Origin of the sequence: Brenneria nigrifluens DSM 30175 = ATCC 13028 (genome assembly GCF_005484965.1) — a bacterium.
GTDB lineage: Bacteria > Pseudomonadota > Gammaproteobacteria > Enterobacterales > Enterobacteriaceae > Brenneria > Brenneria nigrifluens.
The window spans coordinates 3,652,402-3,672,664 of the sequence record NZ_CP034036.1; the positions used below are offsets into that span (position 1 = coordinate 3,652,402).

The window sequence follows — 20,263 nt, forward strand, 5'->3', positions numbered from 1 at the left end:
TCATGCAGGCCATTCTAGTCCTGTGGCTGGCTTACACGGCGTCGTATATCATACTGTATGTTCTGCCGGGCGATACGCTGGTGTATTTACTTGCCACCAACGATCTCCAGATAGACGCGCTTTCCCCTCAGGAGCTACAGAGAGTCAAAGAATACTACGGGCTGGATAAAGGCCCGATAGAGCAGTATTTATCACACCTGGCGGGTATTTTGCAGGGAGACTTCGGAATCTCGGCCACCAAAAGCCAGTCGGTTAACGAGATCGTCTTTTCCCGGCTGCCAAGCACTGCGCTACTTGGCGCTGTTTCGGTGGTTTTCGCCCTGGTGCTCGGATTGAGCGTTGCGATTGCGGCGACTTATGTGCAGTGGAAGCCGCTAAAGATTTTCCTAAGCCGCCTGCCGGTCCTTGGCGTTTCGCTTCCGTCATTCTGGGTCGGTCTGCTGCTGATTCAAGTTGTCGCATTCGGTTTGGGGTGGCTTCCCTCAAGCGGTTCAGATGGATGGAAAACCCTGATTCTGCCCAGCATTACCATGGCGCTGCCATCGGCGGCGGTACTGGCGCAGGTGCTAATCCGCAGTTTGAATGACACGCTCAAAGAGCCTTACATCCAGACCGCGAAGGCGAAGGGGATATCCCATTTTGCGGTTTACACCAGGCACGCGCTCAAAAATGCGGCCCTTCCCACGCTCACCATTCTGGGACTGCTGATCGGCGCAACCGTTACCGGAGCGGTAACCACCGAGACCGTGTTTTCGCGGGTGGGAATCGGCAGACTGGCCCAGGAAGCCGTACTGGCTCAGGACGTTCCCGTCGTTCTGGCCATCGTGGTGATTGCGGCAACCGCCTTTGTGGTGACGAACCTGATAGTCGATTTGCTCTATCTTGTCATCGATCCCCGCATACGCCACGTCGAGAAAGTCACATGAATAGCAGTGAAGTAAATTCACGCCCGCGACTGGTTGATGACGCCAACGAGTGGGACGACGACGCCACACGGCCGGAAATCTGGCGGGCAAGGCTGGCTCACGCCATCGGGCTGCTGATTCGGCGACCGGGACTCGGTATGGCGATACTGTTTATTCTTTTCGTCATCGCCGCGGCCGTTTTCCCGGGTTGGTTTACCAGCCACGATCCCTTCGCCACCTCTCCGGCCAACAAAATCCTGCCGCCTTCGTGGGAACATCTTTTCGGCACGGACCACGTCGGGCGCGATCTCTTCACCCGGGTGCTTTACGGCTCAAAGTTGACCATTCAGGCAACCGCTCTCGCGATCCTGATCGCCGCGGTAGTTGGGCTGCTGCTAGGGATTTTTTCGGGGTTTTCAGGGGGAAAGGTTGATGCCGCGCTGATGAGGATAGTCGATGTGACTTTGGCCATTCCCTCTCTTCTCCTGGCCTTGGCAATTGTGACCGCAATAGGTTTCGGCACCCTCCAGGTGGCTATCGCCGTCGGCGTGGGAAGCATCCCTGCATTTGCCAGAACCACTCGCTCGGAGGTGCTAAAGGTCAAGGCCCTTCCTTTCGTGGAAGCCGCGCGCCTTTGCGGCGCCGGTTGGTTGATGATTGTCTGGAGGCATATTTTACCGAACTCCTGCGCACCTGTTGCGGTGTTGATTATTCTCGAATTCGGCGGCGCCGTGCTGGCGGTTGCGGCTTTGAGCTTTCTCGGTTTCGGCGCCCAGCCGCCGGCTGCCGAATGGGGTACGCTGATTTCCGAAGGACGCGGTTATCTGATGACCGCTCCGTGGGTTTCTTTGCTCCCCGGGTTGTTCGTTGCGCTGGTGGTGTTCAGCCTCAACCACATAGCTAAAACTCTGGAGGAACTGCAGCGATGAGCCGCCCGAACCAGCCGCTAGTGACGGTGGAAAATCTGTACGTAAAGTATCAGGTTCAAACCCGGGATGTCAGAGCCGTGAATAACGTCAGTCTGTCGATATTTCCCGGCGAGACCGTCGCCATTGTCGGCGAGTCTGGTTCCGGCAAGTCTACGCTGGCCGGCGCGCTTATGGGACTGCTGGCGGGCAACGCGCGCATTACCGGGGGAAACATCACCATTGCGGGCGAGGATGTTACGCATTTCTCCGAGACTCGCTGGCGACAGCTGCGCGGCCGTACCGTCGGTCTGGTTCCCCAGGATCCGATGGTGGCGCTCAACCCAACCATGCGGATTGGCCGGCAAATCGGCGAAGTTGTCCGGCGCGTTCGCGGCTCGCGAGGTCGGGCGCTTGATGCCGACGTGCTGGAATTGCTTGAACAGGTCGGTTTGGATCAGCCCATATTGCGCGCCCGCCAGTATCCGCACGAGCTTTCAGGCGGTCAACGCCAACGGGTACTGATCGCCATCGCCCTCGCCGGGCGGCCTCGGCTGCTGATTGCGGACGAACCGACCTCGGCGCTTGACGTCACGGTGCAACGCCGCATTCTCGACCATCTGGAGACGCTGGTGCGCAGCCAGGGCATCTCTATGCTCATCATTACCCATGATTTGGGCGTTGCAGCCGACCGTGCCGACCGCGTGCTAATCATGCAGGGCGGACGAATTATGGAGCAGGGGGATCCCGCCACCGTGCTGGCCGCGCCCGCGCACGACTATACCCGCATGCTGTTGCAGGCGGCGCCGGTGTTGAATGTGCCGCCGCGCCCTGCTTCGCAAGCCTTGCCCGCGCGCGAAATACTGCGTTTCGACGGAGTGGGCAAAGTGTTCAGGTTACCCGGCGCGCGCGGTCAGGCGAGTCATTTCCAGGCTCTGGACGCGGTATCCTTTAGCGTTGCCGCCGGGCAAACATTGGCTATCGTAGGCGAGTCGGGTTCGGGCAAGACTACGACGCTGCGTATCGCTCTTGGACTGGAGCAGGCGAGCGCAGGCAGGGTCATATTCGACGGCGCCACCGATCTTTCGCGCCTGAGCTGGTCGGAGTTTCGGCCATTGCGCAGGCGCATGCAACTGGTACAGCAAAACCCCTATGCTTCCCTCGACCCGCGTCTGACTATCTTTGAAAGCATCGTCGAACCTTTGCGCGCCTTCGGTCTTCTCAAGGGGGCCGCCCTGGAGAACGAGGCCAGAAGTCTGATCGACCAGGTACAACTGCCGCGCGCCATGCTCAATCGCTTGCCGCGCGAACTCTCCGGCGGCCAGCGCCAGCGTGTGGCCATTGCACGCGCGCTGGCGTTAAAACCCGAATTGCTGTTTCTTGACGAACCGGTATCGGCGCTAGACGTCTCGGTGCAAGCCCAGATTCTCGAGCTTCTGGGAGAACTGCAGCGCGAACTCGGCGTGAGCTACGTACTGGTTTCGCATGATTTGGCGGTGGTTGCCGCAGTGGCGCACCACATCGTGGTTCTGCGCCAAGGACGCGTGATTGAGCAGGGACCGGCAACCCAGGTGTTCGGTTCTCCGGGCGAAACCTATACGTGCGAACTGCTGGATGCGGTGCCCGGACGGCGGCTGGCACAGGCGGCCTTGTAAGCCGGAGTGATTCGAATGGCAACGCGGCCGATTGCGGCGCTCCCGGCTATCGGCCCCTCCGCCCGAGCGCCGTATCACTTCACTATGGTGCCGTCGCGCAGGATAAACATCACTTTTCCATCCCAGAACTCGGCGATAAAGATATCCTCCGCCTCCAGATCGTGGCGCTTCAGCTCTTTTTCCAGCCAGTCCCGCTCCTTTTCTATCTGTTTCAGCTCTTCCGGCCTGACTTTGCCGTCTTTCATAACAATAACCGACGGCATTTTCGCGTTATCGCAAACCACGGTCAACTGCCCGCCGGGCTCTATTTGGGCATAGGTTACCTGCTGAAAGGCATTGATTCCCTGCGCATGCAGCTGTGAAGCGATATTTAAAATATCGATTTTATTTTTCTTGTGCAGAATATTATCCATCAGAAAGCGCCCTTTTTTCACGATAGGCAGTGGATTGCCGATGGCTATGGCGCGAAACAAATGCACATGCTTACTCACGGCATTCAGCGACGATATCAGCACGACGCCGATAAATAGCACCACCACATATTGATGCAGCGGAATGCTGTCGCTGTATATCACCCCGCCGATAATCCCCCCCAGCACGAAATTGCCGATGAAATCAACCGGCGTCATTTGCGATAGCTGGGTTTTTCCTGAAAGATTGAGATGCATGATGACAATGCAAAAGCCGATGACGAACTTGATTAACACTAAACCGTAATATTCCATATATCCTCTATCCACTGCCCTAGGCGGTCCGCGATATCAACAAGACCTGCGTCCATACAAAACCGACTGCCGGCCGCCGCTGACGCGGCGCCCTCCATGATTTATATAGATTAAAATCGGCGTTTATGCCGTTTTTTCAGGGAAAATAGGCGGATTAGGCCGGTAAACCAGACGCCTTCGGCGCGGTTTACCGGCCCCGGAGCGCTGAGGAATCCCCAGAAATCAGGGAAAGGTCGTAAACAAAAGCCAATACATATCCGCCATCCATGCCGGCGCGAATATGGATTATCGGCCTATGAAATATTGGGTTCGTCAGGCGCTAAAAAACAATTAAACGGCAAGATTAAGATAGGCATACTTTAGCCGTTTCTCTTATAAAGAAGCTTCTATATCCGCCGATGACTGACCGGTTTCAATGGCCGTAGAGGTTGCAACAGAAAGAACGATTTTTTCAGAAGAAACACGACTAGCCGATTTTACTTTGACCAGATTCTTCATGACCTTCTCTGTGTTGAATACCAATATAAGACGGCTAATCTCAGGCGAGATCCTTATCTGAAAGATGGGCGATTTGCCTGGTACCGGAACACTAGACAGAGGCTAACTGTGGTGCTTTACCATGTTGGCGCGACGGCAATTGTCGCTTCGGTTGTTGCACTGGCCGGCACATTCCTGCTTTCTTTTATTATCTAAGCGCAACGAGGCATACGATGAAAAACGCCAATATGACCGCATTAATCGCCCACTTTCCGTACAGGAAATTGACATCGATAACCTGACGGCCGCAGACGGCCTGGCTGTAGACCGCGCTTCGGGTTTTGTCGGCAGGGCAATGGAGCGGCTTCTTGACGGACTCTATACCCTGGACGATCAAACCATGTATGACATGGCGCAGGAAGAAGGCATTCGCCTGGAGCCGTCGGCGCTGGCAGGCATGGCCGGACCTCAGCGCGTTTGCGCCTCGACGGATTACCGGCGGATGCACGCATTCAGCGCTGAGCAGTAAAATAACGCCATGCATCTGGTATGGGCGACCGGCGGGGGGATGGGGCCGGAAGAGGAAATGGCGCAGTACCTGGCGCAAGGACGCTAACACTTTACCTCGACAAAGTTGCGAGCAGCTTCGCGCGCCCGATCAATATTCGCAAAATCAGATACATTTTCCATCGCGGCTCTGATAACGTCCTGTGGTGCTTTACCGCCGTGTGCGCGGCCTCCGCCGCAATCAATCCGCCGCCGAATCCTGTATATTCGCCGTTGCGCTGATTTTCATCCCGCCTCATACAGGTGAATAACCTGGGGTGTCGGTGATAAGATAAGGCTCGACCATTTTTCCCGCGCCTTTCGAGCTAACAGATAGAGTGAAAAACCGAGTAAAATCAATATGAATCAGTCGATTGACAAGGACCTTGCCAGCCATACGCCGATGATGCATTGGTGTGTTCTCATTGATATTTAATGGTTATTTTGATGAAATCAGGAAAACCTACGTTTTAACCTACACTTTACTAACTAATTGATTTATCTGTTGTTACTACCCTATAGTACGTTGATGGATTATCGCATGCAGTTTACGAAATACCATTTAGTTACACTCAGAGTGAATATAAAGGTAAAATACTAAACTACCTCAGCCACCCAACAAGCACCCCTTCAAGCTTCGCCAGCGCCTGAATATGCTTTTCTTTTTGCATTCGACCGATATTTTGCAACTTCCATTTCACCGCCGGTAAATGCTTAATTTGGTCTTCAGGAGCGAGACTCCAATCTGGTTGACCACTTTTGAAAGACATCAAAAAATCATAGTCCCGCTGCGTGAATTGTACTTTGAGAGCAGTAACCATTAATTTGGGTATCGCATTGAGTTCTTCCAGAGAGACCTCATCGAATGTCATTCCGTTAAATTCATGCGCATATAGCTCAGAAATATCTTTCCAGCGGGGATTTAGTACCTCTGATAATGGGCGTGGGTGTCCCAGCAGATAAGCGATGAAACCATTAAAGATGTGGCGATCAATACCCTGCGTTTCGAGTAGCATTTTGACGTCATAAAAATCCCGGGGATGCTGCCTGTCCATGGCGGCACAAAGCTTACCACCATAAAGGTCGGCAAGGGAGACAACCTGAATGGTAGCAAAACCGAATTCATCCTCTACTGCGTCAACAACGTCACGCTCCTTAGGAGGATACAACGTACCTCGCGCAACAGGCGATACCTCAATCTTTATCTGTGCCTCCTGAGAAGAAACCACAATGCGCATTTCATCAGGGTTATTCGTTTGCAGCACCGCCGAAATATCGGCTTGTTGTTGCAGTATTTCGGCAATACGGTTCAATGCAGCGCGAACGTTTGGCAAAGCCTCATTCCTACTTTCCAGCGGGATGTAAGCCAAATCGATATCAACCGATAAGCGGGGAAAATCACGAACGAACAAGTTAATCGCCGTTCCGCCTTTTAATGCAAAACAGCGCTCTGTTGCCACAAGCGGCAGTGCTCGCATCAATAATGCAACCTGCCGGTAATACGGTGAATTTTTATCCATGTGATAACCCATCATTAATAAACTTTCCGGGTACGGTGATCTGATACTGCTTATCCAACTTACCACCGGCTACTATCTGTCGTTTTCCGGCTCCTAAATCAATGTTGTTTTTATCGATCCGTTTGACCCAGGGATGTGCATAGTAATCGGCTAAAAAAAGGTATAAACGATTGGTCTGCACTGCCCGGCTGGCACGAAGAAGCATTTCCACCTTACGCGGACTCAGATTAACTAATCCCTGAAAAAGCTCGGCGGCATGCTCAAAAGTGATACATCTTGGCACAGCATCTGCCAGCTCGTAAGCCGCCAGTTCAGGTACGCTGGCTTTTAACGCTTTACCTTTAATCTCGACTTCTATCAGATACTTCTCGTCAAGCTGCGACAACTTCTGATTAGATAGCAACAGCCACTCAACGCCGGGAAACTCCCTAAACCACTTTGGCAACGCCGCCTTCTCTCCGACATACAACCAGATACGTTGCTGTTTAAGCTGGAGATAATGGGAACGCCCCTGATAAACAAGACTGGTCAGCCCGGCCAAATGTACTGGGATTGATAACTGATTTTGCAGGCATAACACAGCATCACTCCACTCCGGTTCACGTCCTACCCGAACATACACTCCGGCACGCAATTTTCGCAGCCAGTTACTTTGGGTGTACTTATGCGCCAAAGAAGGGCTGATGCCGTACTCTGTCAGCCAGGACTGTACCACCAGAGAACCGGGATCGGTATTCTGCAAAAGCCAGTTTAATTTTGATGCCATACATTCACCACTGGTGCAATAATACATAAAATAATAAACTATTAAGCTGACAAGATGTCAACATTGAAAGTAATCGCCCCAGCGATAAAAGGTAGACATGCGACTTGCATCGCCACTGGCTGAGTAATGATTTAGCAAAGGGCAGGCACGGCTAATCAGCCAGGCGAAGATGTGCAAACTTGTTGCGTAGAATTTTAAGCGAAGCTTCGATTTGGCTGGAGGACTGCCTTGTCTCAAGTGCTGTCGAGGTCGCAACAGAACGAGCGATATCTGCGCGGGACGGCTTGGCATAAGACACCTGTATTTTTTTATAGCCGCTCATAATAGTTCCTGAAAGGTTGAAGGTGCTCAACGCGTTGGGGTAACATTGTCCACTAAGTCCCGTAAAGACCGCGCTAACTGGTCAACGGTTTTCTCGCCTGTTGCTGCCTCTACCGTTAAGTTTTCCAGCGTATTGTCGGTATCACGGATACTGATACCGTTGCGGTAGAGAAACGTCATGGTAACAAAAAACGCAGTGCGCTTATTACCATCATTAAAAATGTGTCCACGAGCGATAGCGACCCAGTAGGTGGCGGCGAGCTCAAAAACATCTGTAACGCCTTCATAGTGTGTGCGGTTTTGCACCCGATAGATGAGTGCTTCCGCTCTGCCGGAGTCCGGCATGCCGGCAACGCCGGGAAACCGTTGCAATATACAGTCATGGAAAGCGATAACTTCCTGAGCGCTGACCCATATCATCGGTTTGTCAGCGCCTCTACAGTATGACCGTGGCGTTGCATAATCACATCGAACTCGGCATCCAGTTTAGCATTCTGGTATGTCTCGAATTCAGCCTTGCTGATAACCACTGCGGAACTGCCATCTCTGCGGGTGATTTCAACCGGTTCACCCTGGGTGGCGACATCCAGTACTTCTGAGATATTGGCCCGAGCCTGAGTTGAGGTGTAAGTACGCATGATGTGTCTCCTGAAGTGTACATTTATATTGTACACTTAGTGTTATTTTGATTCAAATATAAAAAATCATCATCAAGGGCTACGTAACTCTACGCATGAGGTCTTTTTTTACAATGAAGCAACCGAGAATGTGCCCTTTAAATCCGGTGCCTCATAAGATCTCTGTCTTATTGCTTTGTCCGATACCGTCATGTTTCTTAAAGATATTCTTTGGAAAGAAACATCGGAATCATTGAAAGTCTCAGCTATCATTGTGTTGGTAATCAGATCAAAGTTTTTCTCATTTTTTTCAGATATATTAGAACAGATTTTTTTGATTATGCCGATATTATTTTCGAATTCAAAAATAATAATAAACGCATGAATCCTGTCATATAATCCAAGCTCGCCTTCGTCTTTCCCAATGAAGTAAACTGGCCTGATCGTGGGAAATACTCTAACTGAATATAAATAATGGATATCTTTATCAATTAAGTGCTTTTGAATTCTAAATTTATTTTATATATATGGGGATTCAGGCTCAACATTATCATCAGATGCATTCAATATATCAAGGATAAATAAATCTTCTATTGGAGGTAGGGGTTCACCCCCCTTGGAAATATAAAATTGTGCATTTTTGGTTAGCTCTAACTTCTCAAGCATCACAGTATCCTTTAGAGGTAGAAATACAGAATATATTCGAGAAATAGTTTCAACAACAACCTACTAGATTAAAGAAAATTAATCAATTCATTCTGTTTTTTATCCTCTGACATTGATGCCACCGATTTTACTCCTGTGCTTCGTTTTTCAGCACAATGCGCAGGTACGGGTGTTTCCAGTCATCATCAGACAGTTTGCTCAAACTGACAAAACCATCATGCTCCAGTGCGCACACTCCGTTGTGGCTGGCAACATAATCGTAGATGGCGCGACTTTCCAGCCCCTGTAACATATGCGCAAGCAGCTTTCGGCGCATCTGCGAGGTTTGCCATTTTTTCGCTTTCCGGACATTTTTCCATGTACAGTTAAAATTCTGTCCCACCGAACTTCTGACGCAAAGCCCATAGCGGTTGGTATTGCCGGATGAAAGGTAATCCTCAATAAGGCGTTTAAGATTCTCCTTTAACGGCTCCATCAGCTTTTTCCAGCGAGTCAGCACCCTGCCAGCCTCAGCTTCTCCCAGTTGTTTGTTCAGACGTTTTCTGGTCACGCTTTGAAACGACAGACTTACCGAACCGGCGTTGAAAATGGTCGAAAAACGAAAGCTTTTAACATCATCTTCATCAACCCCCAGTTTTTTACTGATATAGCTGGTTTCAAGACGTTTCATATTTTTGGGCGACACGCCAATGCGTACAAGCTCATGCCGCAGGATCTCCAGTTGACTGCTTTTAATATCGTAGTTATATCCTTTCGCCAGACACGCCCATTTCATCCCTTTCGGAAGGTACTGAAACCCTTTACCCACCTCAAACGAACGCCCCCCCAGACGGGCGGTTTTGTACGACTGGGGATAAGCCACAATCAACGGACTGATACTGATGGCTTTCACCCCCACATCGCAGAGATGGCTAATAAAATTATGGTAATACATCATATTGACGGAAGTTGGATGCGCATTGCAGTAATCCCTCAATGCATCAAGATTGATATGCAAGTAGTCAAGCTGGTCATAGACCTGCTTAACCCGCTCCCTGAAGGCCGTATCCGGTATTTTACGCTTTGATACCTGATGACAAACGACAGGCTTCTGAATGGATGCCAGCGCAACCAGCTCTTCCAGTGTCAAAGGCTCCTGCCGTTTATCATAAATATCGGTCAGATAGCTGTAGCGATCTTTACGTTGTAGATATTCCTTGCGATCCCCTGGAAACAATGCTTCCAGCAGTCGCTTTGAGAGTGCAAACTCACGGCATTTATGCTTCGCGGCGTCATGCCTGATGATTTTGATAAGTTTTGCCGCTTCCAGCTTTTCCAGCGCCCTCTCAAAGGGAAGCTCGCGTGACTGCTTAAAAACCGCAGGGGCAACGCTCTCACCGAGAGAGTATGGGAAAGGGACAGAACATGTCCATTTACCGTTACCTTTAAAACGAGCTTTTTTACAAGTATTTCGACTTGCTGTTGCGCTGCATATAAGATGCTGTATAAGGATGGCTATCGATATGTAATAAGTGGGTTTACATCTTCCATCGCAATTATCATCAAAGGGAACGCTAAAAATGGCTTTCCTGAATATCTTGAGCGTTCTTTCTGTAACGAGAATATTATTCTTTGTACAATAGGCTTTCATTTCATTGTGCTCCATTTATTAATTCAACACTGTTTACAAACAGCAGATACAGCACAATTAATTACGCATGCACAAAAAACATATTCTCTAGCCCCACTTATTTATGGGCTAAATTAAAAACACAAAATCAGTAAAAATGTGCCCCAGGGGATGAGGGATATCTGTGGATGAATGTCTGGAGTGAATTCGTGGAATTAGCTAATACTTGTATCCCCATACTATAGCCATACAACGCATATATGACCTGTGTGGAGGCTTGCCTCAGGCTACTGCCTGTCACCATCTCCATCTGATACATTTTTTTGTTGACCGCGTGACATGCATATAGCGGCTTCCGTGCCGCTGAGTCTCCTGACTGGCTTATTTCCCGCGATACTCAAGCCATTTCTGGCGGTTGTTGTACTCCCAGTACTGCGGTTGCGCCAAAATACCCAATTTCGCCAGTACTGACGGTAACAGACCCCAGATGGCCTCTGCGTCAAATAGCGTCACGCGATGCTCTTTCATGCGTTTATCCACGCGTTTCTTAGCGGCTTTTTGGGTGGCGCTGACAGCCTTGCCGTTCAACTTACTGGCAGGACGAAACTTCGCGCGGGCATCTGGAACGGGCATTTCTCCGAGCCGTTTAACGAAATCAGGGTCCAGCCCCTTATCCTCAAGCATATCCCGGTGCCAGAATGCCAGACGGGATACCAGATTGGTCATATGCGACAGATTGCGCAGCATCAGCTTCTGTTTACCAGGCGAGAAGCGCAATTCCAGACGCAGGAAATGCTCAAGCTGGCTTTCCTCCAGCGTCAGCAATGCCGCAGCATAACGCTCCTCGACACTGAGAGACGGCGCATTAACCTTGGCATAGACGGAGGCAACCAACGTGCTTAAACCGAGCCGCAGCCCTTCTTCCGGGCCGTGCAGGTCATAGTATTCACCCCCATGCATTTTTTTAAGGCCGATCAGATAGTCATGAAACTGCATCCCCACCACATCCAGCGCGTAATGGATGGTTGTCACCCATGCGCTACGCAGCCCCCGGTACAGATATTTTCCGAGGCGTCCCTTGCGTCCCAGCCACAGGAACAGATCAGTGATCTGCACAGGTGAGTAGTGCTGTGGGCTGAACTCCATACGCATCACGCCACGATTCTTACTTGTGGGCGAAAAGTAGATCATCATCAACACCGGATGCACAGAGCGTTTGTCAGCAAGCCGGATCTCCATGACAGAGCGGTAGAGATCATCACATTCTTTCTTACCCGCAGGACGGCATTTGATGAGATAGCCGCTACCTGATTTCAGGGTATTCAGACGTTCAATCAGCACTTTATTTTGTTCACTGCCAAGATCTGTTACCCATGACATTTTATCAATGTGGCCGTAACAGAGGTTTCCGGCGCTATTTCGCACCAACCGAACTATATTTTTCAGACTGTCCACGCGTTTACTATCGTACGTATTTTTCGCTTTTTTCATTGTCGGCTCCCGGCTTGTTTAAGCCAGCAACGGGCAATAGCAGTCCCCCCGGATATATACGGGATCTCACTGCTATTACCTCTGATTAATGAGCTACCAGTTATAGTGGGTAGGTTGGGGGTTATATGAGGCTTATAGATGCTCACTATTTTGCGAGTGCCACTTTTTGCAGTTCACTGATGTGTGCCTCAACCTCTTTCAGTCGCCACGCAACACGACGGGCACCAATCTGGACAGGTTCAGGGAACTTGCCCGCTTTGATTTGGCGGTAAAGCGAAGCGCGAGATACAGGGTAGATATCGAGAACGGTTTTAAGATTGATAAGTTTGCAGCTATTCATTTTATGTTGCTCCACGAAGAGCCGTTCGGGATGAACGGCAACGTGGGCGATTTACAACAACGATTACAGCGACTATTTTTTGGAAAAAATGACCCGTTTTAGCCACAAAATTACAGAACAGTCACAACGGTCACGTGACGGTCGTGACAATTTACCTTTTTGGTGAAATTCATCCTCATTAGGGATAGTGTGATTTTTGTGACAATCACGACAGTCACGTGACCGTTTCAGGTGTAAGCTAAGTCTCAGATGACAAAAACCTTAACGTCAGTCAGAGGCATAAAAAATGGCAAAAGATAAAAACAAGATAAAAGGCTCGGCCCCCAAATCAGAAGCTCAAAGGCAGTCAGTTCGAAGGGAAAAACTCGAAAAAGAATTTGGTAAAGCCGTTACGTTACACATGTCAGAGGCTAATAAAAAAAGACTGGATCAGGTTACGGAAAAGCTGACCGGTAACTATCGTCCTGGCACACGTGAACGGAGTGTGACTATAGCCGAACTGGTTAATCAGTATTACATCAGTTATATCATGCCCCGCTCAGGCAAAATTGCAGAATATATTTATGAGAAATATGGTGAAATCTGGGAAATGCAGTTTGTCGAGGAAATGAGAGATAAGGAGATCGTTGCAATAATGAATAAACGTGGAGATGAAGTCCCGACAAAGAATGAAGATGGAACTATTTCACTGGAAAAAAGAAAATGGCAGGAAGATGATGTTTCCCTATATCGGGATGCTGAAAGCGTTGGCAAACTGATGAAGAAAGTCAACGACTCTTCCGATTATTAGGGTGCAAGTGCTATCGGTGATTTACAGATGGCGCTGTAGCTTTAAAACCGCAACGCCGACGAAGCGCAAGTCAGTATCGTTGCTGAACGCCGGTCATAGAGCGCAGTCGTGCTGATATCGCTGTGTCCGGCAAGCTGACGCACAATGTTCAGGTCTGCGCCCTGTTCCAGCAGCCGGGTGATAAACGTGCGGCGCAGGTCATGAGGCGTGAACGGCTGAATCTGCGCGGTTTCCTGTAGCTGTCGAAGTATTCCTGTCAGCCCGGCAGTGGTCAGTGTCTGACCTGTGATACTGCCACTGCGGTGTATACGGCAAAACAGACAATCGTGGCCAGCGCTGATTCTTATCCATGCCGCCAATGCCCTCCCGACCATCGGAGCCATCATGACAGAGCGATTTTTACGTCCTTTGCCCTGTCGGACAGTCAGCGTTCCTGTCGCGGGATCATAATCTCCTGCCTGTAGCGCTACCAGTTCCCCAGCCCGTAGCCCGGCCCCGCACAGCGTCAGCAGTATCGCCCGATCCCTTTTCTGGCGGGTTTTATGGGGATGGACTTTTGTGGCGTCCAGTAACAGTCGCACCTCTTCCCGGCTCAGGGCGCGTCCGGTGTGTTCACTGTCTCCCCGGACAACCTTTACAGCCCGTATACGTGCCAGTGCGTCCGCATCCATCAGGCCGAGATTGAAGGCCGTCTGCGCCACGCCTTTCAGTGCCGCCAGTACCATGTTGACGGTCGCCACTGCATAGCCTTGCTCCGGCAACATGGCGCGAAGAGTTGCCACATGGACATAGCGCAGTGCGGTCCAGTTGTAGCTGTCTGCGGTGGCGTTGTGCCGGAGTATGGCGGCGCTGAGATTCAGCAGGGAGCGCATACTGCGCCGCCCGGTCGGAGCCAGTCCGTCCAGCCAGACGCTGGCGGGGTTGATAGCTGGGCGTGATGATGTTTTTTTACGTTGCTGCGGCATACAGCCTCCATTAATACACATTAAACCAAGTCAGCACGAAGTAGCCCGCTCTCTGCCATTGAGACCGTTCGGTCTCCGGCAACGATGAAATGATCCAGTACCCGCACGTCTATCAGCGCTAATGCCTTCTGGAGCGAGTGCGTGATGTTGATATCCTGCTGGCTGGCTTCCGTACTGCCCGACGGATGGTTATGCACCTTATGTGCCCTACTTTATTATGTGCCAGGGTATATTCGCAGCTGCATGGATTAAGGATTTCTGATCTTTCTCACGGCACATAATCGCAAGTCTGGTCCAGCATGACATTCCATCAACTTTTTCAGAAGGATGGTTATCATGTTGGAACATTACTTCCGGTCATTCAAAACCATTGACCACATCCAGGCCTTGTGGCTCGGACCGCAGATCGAACGTTATGCGCAATGGCTCCACGAACGGCACACCAGTCACGGCTCCGCCCGGCAACATGTTCGTGCGCTCGGACACTTCAACAACTTCGTGATTGCCAGGGGGGTTAGCCGGTTGGAAGAACTGCCCGATCATGTCGAGGCCTTTGTCGCTTACTGGAAGTCCAGCCATAGCGGCTGGTGCAAGAGCGCACAGGATCGCGCCATTGTCGTTACGCAGAGCCGTGTTCCAGTGGAGCGGATGCTCTGTCTGGCCTTGCCCGACTACTCGCGCCCTGACAACCGGCCTGATATGCCGTTCGCCGCTTCAGTTCCTGGTTTTTTCCCTTTTCTGCTCAACGAGAAGGGATTGCGTCAAGCCACGTTGCACGGCTACACCTATACTCTGCGACCGTTCGAAGCCTATCTGGAGAGGGGCGGCGTTATATTGTCAGCACTGATGCCCGCCGACATCAACGGGTTCATCGAAGAACGGGCCAGGACGCTGCACAAGTCCGGCATGCTCAATAGCGCGTGCGCATTGCGCGTCTTCCTTCGCTATTTGTACCGCGAGGGCATCCTCTCCATTGACCTCGTACATTGTGTGCCTCGTGGTCGCGTCTACCGGCAGGCTTCCCTTCCTCGCGCCATTGGGTGGACGGACGTCGAACGATTGTTACTCAGCATCGACCGCCGTTCGGAACTGGGCAAACGCGACTACGCCATTCTGACATTGCTGGCCAGTTATGGGCTGCGCGCCAGAGAGATCGTCGCCCTGAGTCTGGACGATTTTGACTGGATACATAATCAGATCAGCATTCCGATGCGCAAAGGCGGTCATTCGACCCGCTATCCGCTTTCAGCGACCGTGGGAGAGGCGGTCATCGATTATCTGCAAGTTCGACGCGCCGATGTCGACCATCGCCAGGTTTTCCTCACCGTCAAGTCGCCCTATACTCCTATACAGCACTGGCGAGTTTCATCCATGACCGGCGATCGCATGCGCGACATTGGCATCCCGGTGGCACGCGCAGGCTCTCACACGCTGCGCCACGCCTGCGTACAACATCTCGTGGAAGCCGGCCTGCCCTTCAAGACCATTGGCGATTACGTGGGCCACCGCGACCCAGCATCAACCCTGGTTTACGGCAAAGTGGCGGTGCATAAACTGAGGGAGATCGTCACCGGTCAAGGGGAGGAGATGCTATGACTACCTACTGGAATGGCTTTCATAGCCCTCTGGCTCCTCACATCGAACAGTACCTGCGGGTCAAGCGCGCCGTGGGGTGTAAATTCTCCTGTGAAGATCGTCAGCTACGACTGCTCGATCGGTACCTTGATGACTGCGGCATCGACAGTATCAACGCGATTGATGGCGAGTGCCTACAGGCATTTCTGGATTCGCGCTATCGAACCAACCCCCGCAGCTACAACAACCTGCTGGGATATGTCCGGCGGCTGTTCGACTGGATCGTCTGTCAGCAGTTCCTCGCCTCTTCTCCGTTGAGGTCAGGGACTCATCCCCAGACCGCACGCCGACTTCCTTATCTGTTCTCACCCGAGACGATCAGGCGCCTGCTGGCGCTGGCCGGGACATTGCCGGATAACGCACGCGCGCAACTGCGAGGCGCCACCTATGAGATGATTTTTGCATTGCTCGCCGGGCTTGGGCTACGGGTGAGCGAAGTCGCCTGTTTGCAATGGGGCGATGTCGACTGGGAACGTGACCTTCTGGAGATCCGCGATACCAAGTTCGGCAAGGATCGGCTGGTACCCTTTGGTCCCAGGCTGTCAGCCAGACTACACGCCTACCAGACTCAGCGTGAGCAGCGAGGCTATCCCGGCACCGGAGCTCATTATATGTTTTCCTGGAATGACCGCACCCCCATCAGCACGAACAGCATTCGTAATACCTTTCGGGACGATCTGTTACCGCCACTCGCTCTGGCTGTACCAACCGGTGTCTTCGGTCCACATGTCCATGGACTGCGGCATTCATTCGCGGTACGGACCCTGCTGAACTGGTATCGGCAGGGGATCGCCCCCGCCGATCGGCTACATCACTTATCCACCTTTTTGGGGCACCTGAACCCGACCAGCACGGCAGTGTACCTCACCATCACCAGCGAACTGCTCGACGCGGCCAACCAGCGTTTTGAGTCCATCGCCCCGGCGTTGTCTGAAGGAGGATCACAATGAAGCAACAGAACCTTCCTGCGGTTATTCACCGCTACTTCCTGGAGTACCTGCCCCGGCACAAAGGGCTGCAAGCAAGTACGATCCGCAGCTATCGGGACAGTCTTCGCCTGTTCCTGATCTTCGCGGCCGATGCCGGTCGACTTGGCGTCAGTAAACTGGAACTGGAGCATCTGGACTACCCCGTTGTACTGGCTTTCCTGAATGCCATGGAGGTTGAACGTGGCAACGCCATCAGCACCCGTAATCAACGCCTGACCGCGCTACATGTATTTTACGAGTATCTCGGCCGGACGGTTCCTGAGATGTTGCCGGCCAGCGCCCGGGTCGCGGCCATTCCCATGAAGCGCTGCCCGCGACCGGAGATGGCGTTCCTGAAGCGCGATGAGGTCGAGGCCATGTTTGCCTGCATTCCGGCCGGTCATCGGCTTTCAGCGAGGGATCGCGCACTGTTGATGCTGTTGTACAACACGGGAGCTCGTGTTTCGGAAATCGCGCAGCTAAAGCTCGGTCAACTCGATTTACAGTCGCCCGCACGCGTCAGGTTGTTGGGAAAAGGAGCGAAGTGGCGAACCTGCCCGCTCTGGAGTCAAACCGCCAGGGCGTTGCAGATCCTGCTCAGCGAACGAGGTACGAACCTGTCGCCGGAGATGCCGGTGTTTATCGGCGCGACTCAGGCTCCGATGACCCGTTTTGGCATCTACAAGCGCATTCGCCACTATGGCGGGCTATGGGCGGCGGCCTCGAACAACGCCATATATTCGATTCGGGTCACTCCCCATGTGTTTCGGCACACCACAGCGGTTCATCTTCTTGAAGCTGGGGTTGAGGTCAATGTCATTCGGGGTTGGCTGGGGCACGTCAATTTGGAGACAACCAATCGCTATGCTGAGATCACTCTGCATATGAAAGCCGAAGCGCTAAAGTTGTGCGATCCCGTAGCGTCAAGCGTGCCACGTAAATCAGCATGGCAAGACGATGCCGCCATGCTGGCCTGGCTGTCGTCACTGTAGAAAACTGAGATACTGGATGGTCATATTGGCCATCCAGCGTCAGAACAATCATCCTTCTGACGAAGGGTGAAAGATAACCGATCCCGGCAGAACATCGTTATGTGTCCATCATTTGGCCGGTAATCATTCTCCTAGGCCACGATAATACTTCGAGGGAACATAATAAAATGGGGCACATAACGCGCATTATGTTCCGCACCACATAATGCGCGAAAATGACAGCGGCGGCGTTATGATTCAGCGCCAGTTTCACTACTTCGCGCGGATAGACCGGGGTATAGCTTATCGTGCCTTGAAACAGCTCACGCCACAGCAATACCCGGTTCTGGTTGTCCAGCAGCACCAGTCCAAACACTTCCTGTTCGCGTAGCGCCAACGTGAACAACAGAAAGTCTCTCACTTCATCGGGCGATGTTATTTGGCGTCCGCGGCGGACAGTAGCCCTAAGCAGTTTCCTTGCTTGTTCAATCAGTGCATGTTTAGCGGCCGTCATCGTGTGGCTCCTCCCGCGCAATGAAGTAAATGGCGTCACAAAACAGTTGATGCGTCCCCGCCTCTTCACCCAGCGACCAGCGCTGGCGGCGGATGCGTCGGTGGGTGCTGCTGTCAAAAAAATACAACCAGTTGCTGTCCATACGGATGAGTACTGACCAGTGATATTGGTCACTAAGCAGAACCACACGCCCTGGCCGTTCGGATAGCCACTGCTGGCACTGCATTAAAATGGAATGTGCTGTGCGCACGGGCTTACGTATAAAAGGACGGTGAACGGTGATGGGGTAGCGCCGATAGCGGCTGGATTGCAGAAAATTTAGCATGCAGTCTACTACTGGTGTGTCCATGCCATTAGTCAGACACTCTGCAATATCATGGTGTTCGTGAAGGTGGTGAACCAGTGCGCGAAACAGCGTAAGGCGTTTGATTCTCGGTCCATAGAGCCAGTACAGCATATTGACGACGCTATATATTCCGCACAGACTGTCCAGCGTTCCCTGCACGGCAGGTTTTAATATTAAGGTATTTTGTTGTTTCATTTTTATGAGCCACTCTATTGTTGCTCATGACGTCATGAATATATTTTTGCGCGCGTGTTGTTAACTTCGGTAATCAGCGTTCCTGATGAACGGAAACGGTGTAAATCTTCATTTTCCAGTAGCGGATAAAGTTACGCTGCCAAAGTTCAAACAGCGCACTGCCCTCTTCTGCATCAATATCTCCCATTAAATAGTGCCAGACATAGGGATGACGCCAACTGATATCCAATTCCTTTTCCAGTTCAGGCCACGGTCCGCCCACATAACTAAAGTCCGTCAGGTAGTCGAAATGCCATCCATCCGGGCGGGAAAGCAGCCGTATCTCAACCGGATGAAAGCCGCCCTGTTCAGCCGTGTATTTCGGGTCACGAAAATGAATAAGGGTAGCCGAGGGAATATCGGGATGTGGCGGTAATACGTCGTACAAAATATTAAGGAAAGCCTGACTGACAGACAAACGCAGCCCTGACTGATGTATCGTCATTTTACGGTTCATCATTAACTCCGATTATTTATTTAAAAATAAAAGCACATATTAAAACGTAGAGATTTAACTCATTAAATAACAAACCCCATTTATTCTAAATAATATAATACTCATTTTTATTTCAATGATTATATAGTCACAAAAAAGCACACACCATCCTCCTGAGCAGCAGGAAATAAACAAAAAATAATGGGTAATGGTGTATTTATATGATGGCACATACAAAAATATATATGTGCCAATGTTGGTATTATATCAAAATAATAGTAACATGTAAAATAATTTCAATAAGAAACCATTTATTTATCAGATGGTTGCAGTGATATTATTCATCATCCACTGCAATTTTCTGAACGGCTGACAAATCTTCCGCCACTTGATTTAATGCCTGTTGCAGCAGTTTGTCTCGTGACGACGGGCTCATGGTTTTGAAAAGCTGTATCCAGAGATTCAGCTTTTCATCCACCGTCAACTGAACAGCCTCGCGCTCGCTTTTCAGCGACATTCCCGCCGCGCTGATGTGGTACACAAACCCTTTTCCCCGCGTCCGCTTGCGTTTGATTTCGGGATGCAGTTCCGCCAGTTTCTCCAGACGCAGACGCGCGCCTTTAGCCGTTCCCGGCATCCCTTCCATTCCGACAAATTCTTCTGCGGTCAGCCACGTTTGTCCGTCGATAACCTGCCCCGCGGACATCGCAGATTCAGTGCTGCTGTTCGTATTTTTGGTCATAAAAATTTCACCAGATATCAATACGTTGCGAAAAAGAACAAAAACATCATTAAAAGGAACTTGATAAGTTCTTTTTATTCGCTTTTAATATCCATGTACTAATTCAACGGAGTTAATAC

General features: G+C 51.1%; 23 protein-coding genes and 2 pseudogenes. 8 read left to right on the forward strand and 17 right to left on the reverse strand.

Features of this window, described 5'->3' with window-relative positions:
• Positions 1 to 2 precede the first annotated feature (2 nt).
• Genes EH206_RS17135 through EH206_RS17145 form a run of 3 tightly spaced genes read left to right on the forward strand, consistent with a single transcriptional unit; the run spans position 3 to position 3,465 of the window.
• Positions 3 to 926, forward strand: coding sequence for an ABC transporter permease (locus EH206_RS17135; RefSeq protein WP_198008300.1), 924 nt, complete (start codon positions 3 to 5; stop codon positions 924 to 926).
• Positions 923 to 1,834: an ABC transporter permease gene (locus EH206_RS17140; protein ID WP_009114084.1), complete on the forward strand. Its 912-nt coding sequence runs from the start codon at positions 923 to 925 to the stop codon at positions 1,832 to 1,834. Before EH206_RS17135 ends, EH206_RS17140 begins: the two co-directional genes overlap by 4 nt.
• Complete coding sequence (locus EH206_RS17145) at positions 1,831 to 3,465, forward strand: dipeptide ABC transporter ATP-binding protein (protein WP_009114085.1); 1,635 nt, start codon at positions 1,831 to 1,833, stop codon at positions 3,463 to 3,465. The genes EH206_RS17140 and EH206_RS17145 overlap by 4 nt, the downstream gene beginning before the upstream one ends.
• Positions 3,466 to 3,539: 74 nt before the next feature.
• Here EH206_RS17145 and EH206_RS17150 read toward each other — a convergent pair whose 3' ends face one another.
• Both EH206_RS17150 and EH206_RS23525 read right to left on the reverse strand, forming a co-directional pair.
• Complete coding sequence (locus tag EH206_RS17150) at positions 3,540 to 4,190, reverse strand: DUF421 domain-containing protein (RefSeq protein WP_009114086.1); 651 nt, start codon at positions 4,188 to 4,190, stop codon at positions 3,540 to 3,542.
• A 372-nt stretch (positions 4,191 to 4,562) separates the two neighbouring features.
• Entirely contained in the window at positions 4,563 to 4,688 is a 126-nt protein-coding gene (locus tag EH206_RS23525) for a hypothetical protein (RefSeq protein ID WP_255342497.1), read from the reverse strand.
• Positions 4,689 to 4,851: 163 nt separating this feature from the next.
• On the opposite strand from EH206_RS23525, the pseudogene EH206_RS17160 reads away from it, so the two are divergent.
• Positions 4,852 to 5,283: pseudogene (locus EH206_RS17160) on the forward strand (D-serine ammonia-lyase); the annotation flags it as partial.
• Between the two features lie 532 nt (positions 5,284 to 5,815).
• On the opposite strand, the gene EH206_RS17165 reads toward EH206_RS17160, so the two are convergent.
• From EH206_RS17165 to EH206_RS17200, 9 genes are all read right to left on the reverse strand, one after another.
• A complete protein-coding gene (locus EH206_RS17165; RefSeq protein WP_040344051.1) occupies positions 5,816 to 6,733 on the reverse strand; it encodes a nucleotidyl transferase AbiEii/AbiGii toxin family protein in 918 nt (305 codons plus the stop codon).
• Complete coding sequence (locus EH206_RS17170) at positions 6,726 to 7,499, reverse strand: type IV toxin-antitoxin system AbiEi family antitoxin (protein ID WP_009114088.1); 774 nt, start codon at positions 7,497 to 7,499, stop codon at positions 6,726 to 6,728. The genes EH206_RS17165 and EH206_RS17170 overlap by 8 nt, the downstream gene beginning before the upstream one ends.
• Positions 7,500 to 7,650: 151 nt before the next feature.
• Positions 7,651 to 7,821, reverse strand: coding sequence for a hypothetical protein (locus tag EH206_RS23100; protein WP_009114089.1), 171 nt, complete (start codon positions 7,819 to 7,821; stop codon positions 7,651 to 7,653).
• A gap of 26 nt (positions 7,822 to 7,847) precedes the next feature.
• Positions 7,848 to 8,240, reverse strand: a complete 393-nt coding sequence (locus EH206_RS17175) for a type II toxin-antitoxin system death-on-curing family toxin (protein ID WP_009114090.1) — start codon at positions 8,238 to 8,240, stop codon at positions 7,848 to 7,850.
• Positions 8,237 to 8,458, reverse strand: coding sequence for a type II toxin-antitoxin system Phd/YefM family antitoxin (locus tag EH206_RS17180; protein ID WP_009114091.1), 222 nt, complete (start codon positions 8,456 to 8,458; stop codon positions 8,237 to 8,239). The genes EH206_RS17175 and EH206_RS17180 overlap by 4 nt, the downstream gene beginning before the upstream one ends.
• 498 nt (positions 8,459 to 8,956) lie before the next feature.
• Positions 8,957 to 9,103, reverse strand: a complete 147-nt coding sequence (locus tag EH206_RS23210) for a hypothetical protein (RefSeq protein ID WP_009114092.1) — start codon at positions 9,101 to 9,103, stop codon at positions 8,957 to 8,959.
• A 127-nt stretch (positions 9,104 to 9,230) separates the two neighbouring features.
• Positions 9,231 to 10,748 (reverse strand): hypothetical protein, encoded by a 1,518-nt coding sequence (locus EH206_RS17190; RefSeq protein WP_232216520.1) that lies wholly within the window; start codon positions 10,746 to 10,748, stop codon positions 9,231 to 9,233.
• Positions 10,749 to 11,093: 345 nt separating this feature from the next.
• Entirely contained in the window at positions 11,094 to 12,203 is a 1,110-nt protein-coding gene (locus tag EH206_RS17195) for a hypothetical protein (protein WP_009114094.1), read from the reverse strand.
• A 145-nt stretch (positions 12,204 to 12,348) separates the two neighbouring features.
• A complete protein-coding gene (locus EH206_RS17200; protein WP_009114095.1) occupies positions 12,349 to 12,543 on the reverse strand; it encodes a helix-turn-helix transcriptional regulator in 195 nt (64 codons plus the stop codon).
• A gap of 286 nt (positions 12,544 to 12,829) precedes the next feature.
• Between EH206_RS17200 and EH206_RS17205 the strand changes: the two genes are divergently transcribed.
• Positions 12,830 to 13,333, forward strand: coding sequence for a hypothetical protein (locus EH206_RS17205; protein WP_009114096.1), 504 nt, complete (start codon positions 12,830 to 12,832; stop codon positions 13,331 to 13,333).
• Positions 13,334 to 13,374: 41 nt separating this feature from the next.
• On the opposite strand, the gene EH206_RS17210 is transcribed toward EH206_RS17205, so the two are convergent.
• Complete coding sequence (locus tag EH206_RS17210) at positions 13,375 to 14,298, reverse strand: tyrosine-type recombinase/integrase (protein ID WP_009114097.1); 924 nt, start codon at positions 14,296 to 14,298, stop codon at positions 13,375 to 13,377.
• A 20-nt stretch (positions 14,299 to 14,318) separates the two neighbouring features.
• Positions 14,319 to 14,495, reverse strand: a pseudogene (locus tag EH206_RS17215) (JAB domain-containing protein); the annotation flags it as partial.
• A 139-nt stretch (positions 14,496 to 14,634) separates the two neighbouring features.
• Here EH206_RS17215 and EH206_RS17220 point away from each other — a divergent pair.
• From EH206_RS17220 to EH206_RS17230, 3 genes are read left to right on the forward strand one after another with little or no spacing between them, the layout of a single operon-like run.
• Positions 14,635 to 15,894 carry a tyrosine-type recombinase/integrase gene (locus EH206_RS17220; RefSeq protein WP_009114098.1) on the forward strand — a complete coding sequence of 420 codons (1,260 nt, stop codon included), beginning with the start codon at positions 14,635 to 14,637 and terminating at the stop codon, positions 15,892 to 15,894.
• Positions 15,891 to 16,883, forward strand: coding sequence for a tyrosine-type recombinase/integrase (locus EH206_RS17225; protein ID WP_009114099.1), 993 nt, complete (start codon positions 15,891 to 15,893; stop codon positions 16,881 to 16,883). The genes EH206_RS17220 and EH206_RS17225 overlap by 4 nt, the downstream gene beginning before the upstream one ends.
• Entirely contained in the window at positions 16,880 to 17,893 is a 1,014-nt protein-coding gene (locus EH206_RS17230) for a tyrosine-type recombinase/integrase (protein WP_009114100.1), read from the forward strand. Before EH206_RS17225 ends, EH206_RS17230 begins: the two co-directional genes overlap by 4 nt.
• Positions 17,894 to 17,990: 97 nt before the next feature.
• Here the strand turns inward: EH206_RS17230 and EH206_RS17235 are convergent, their stop codons facing one another.
• The 4 genes from EH206_RS17235 to EH206_RS17250 all read right to left on the reverse strand — a co-directional run bounded on the left by EH206_RS17235 (position 17,991) and on the right by EH206_RS17250 (position 20,144).
• Positions 17,991 to 18,386, reverse strand: coding sequence for a JAB domain-containing protein (locus EH206_RS17235; RefSeq protein WP_009114101.1), 396 nt, complete (start codon positions 18,384 to 18,386; stop codon positions 17,991 to 17,993).
• Complete coding sequence (locus EH206_RS17240; RefSeq protein WP_009114102.1) at positions 18,373 to 18,927, reverse strand: hypothetical protein; 555 nt, start codon at positions 18,925 to 18,927, stop codon at positions 18,373 to 18,375. The genes EH206_RS17235 and EH206_RS17240 overlap by 14 nt, the downstream gene beginning before the upstream one ends.
• Before the next feature lie 73 nt (positions 18,928 to 19,000).
• Positions 19,001 to 19,423, reverse strand: coding sequence for a DUF2787 family protein (locus EH206_RS17245; protein WP_009114103.1), 423 nt, complete (start codon positions 19,421 to 19,423; stop codon positions 19,001 to 19,003).
• A 316-nt stretch (positions 19,424 to 19,739) separates the two neighbouring features.
• Complete coding sequence (locus tag EH206_RS17250) at positions 19,740 to 20,144, reverse strand: hypothetical protein (RefSeq protein WP_009114104.1); 405 nt, start codon at positions 20,142 to 20,144, stop codon at positions 19,740 to 19,742.
• Positions 20,145 to 20,263: the final 119 nt, after the last annotated feature.

Excerpts from the sequence above, each read along its gene's own strand:
- EH206_RS23210 (WP_009114092.1), bottom strand. The coding sequence starts at position 9,103 with ATGCTTGAGAAGTTAGAGCTAACCAAAAATGCACAATTTTATATTTCC.
- EH206_RS17230 (WP_009114100.1), top strand. The coding sequence starts at position 16,880 with ATGAAGCAACAGAACCTTCCTGCGGTTATTCACCGCTACTTCCTGGAG.
- EH206_RS17205 (WP_009114096.1), top strand. The coding sequence starts at position 12,830 with ATGGCAAAAGATAAAAACAAGATAAAAGGCTCGGCCCCCAAATCAGAA.
- EH206_RS17250 (WP_009114104.1), bottom strand. The coding sequence starts at position 20,144 with ATGACCAAAAATACGAACAGCAGCACTGAATCTGCGATGTCCGCGGGG.
- EH206_RS23100 (WP_009114089.1), bottom strand. The coding sequence starts at position 7,821 with ATGAGCGGCTATAAAAAAATACAGGTGTCTTATGCCAAGCCGTCCCGC.
- EH206_RS17170 (WP_009114088.1), bottom strand. The coding sequence starts at position 7,499 with ATGGCATCAAAATTAAACTGGCTTTTGCAGAATACCGATCCCGGTTCT.
- EH206_RS17165 (WP_040344051.1), bottom strand. The coding sequence starts at position 6,733 with ATGGATAAAAATTCACCGTATTACCGGCAGGTTGCATTATTGATGCGA.
- EH206_RS17235 (WP_009114101.1), bottom strand. The coding sequence starts at position 18,386 with ATGACGGCCGCTAAACATGCACTGATTGAACAAGCAAGGAAACTGCTT.
- EH206_RS17190 (WP_232216520.1), bottom strand. The coding sequence starts at position 10,748 with ATGGAGCACAATGAAATGAAAGCCTATTGTACAAAGAATAATATTCTC.
- EH206_RS17210 (WP_009114097.1), bottom strand. The coding sequence starts at position 14,298 with ATGCCGCAGCAACGTAAAAAAACATCATCACGCCCAGCTATCAACCCC.
- EH206_RS17240 (WP_009114102.1), bottom strand. The coding sequence starts at position 18,927 with ATGAAACAACAAAATACCTTAATATTAAAACCTGCCGTGCAGGGAACG.
- EH206_RS17220 (WP_009114098.1), top strand. The coding sequence starts at position 14,635 with ATGTTGGAACATTACTTCCGGTCATTCAAAACCATTGACCACATCCAG.
- EH206_RS17135 (WP_198008300.1), top strand. The coding sequence starts at position 3 with ATGCAGGCCATTCTAGTCCTGTGGCTGGCTTACACGGCGTCGTATATC.
- EH206_RS17175 (WP_009114090.1), bottom strand. The coding sequence starts at position 8,240 with ATGATATGGGTCAGCGCTCAGGAAGTTATCGCTTTCCATGACTGTATA.
- EH206_RS17195 (WP_009114094.1), bottom strand. The coding sequence starts at position 12,203 with ATGAAAAAAGCGAAAAATACGTACGATAGTAAACGCGTGGACAGTCTG.
- EH206_RS17245 (WP_009114103.1), bottom strand. The coding sequence starts at position 19,423 with ATGAACCGTAAAATGACGATACATCAGTCAGGGCTGCGTTTGTCTGTC.
- EH206_RS23525 (WP_255342497.1), bottom strand. The coding sequence starts at position 4,688 with ATGAAGAATCTGGTCAAAGTAAAATCGGCTAGTCGTGTTTCTTCTGAA.
- EH206_RS17225 (WP_009114099.1), top strand. The coding sequence starts at position 15,891 with ATGACTACCTACTGGAATGGCTTTCATAGCCCTCTGGCTCCTCACATC.
- EH206_RS17200 (WP_009114095.1), bottom strand. The coding sequence starts at position 12,543 with ATGAATAGCTGCAAACTTATCAATCTTAAAACCGTTCTCGATATCTAC.
- EH206_RS17180 (WP_009114091.1), bottom strand. The coding sequence starts at position 8,458 with ATGCGTACTTACACCTCAACTCAGGCTCGGGCCAATATCTCAGAAGTA.
- EH206_RS17140 (WP_009114084.1), top strand. The coding sequence starts at position 923 with ATGAATAGCAGTGAAGTAAATTCACGCCCGCGACTGGTTGATGACGCC.
- EH206_RS17145 (WP_009114085.1), top strand. The coding sequence starts at position 1,831 with ATGAGCCGCCCGAACCAGCCGCTAGTGACGGTGGAAAATCTGTACGTA.
- EH206_RS17150 (WP_009114086.1), bottom strand. The coding sequence starts at position 4,190 with ATGGAATATTACGGTTTAGTGTTAATCAAGTTCGTCATCGGCTTTTGC.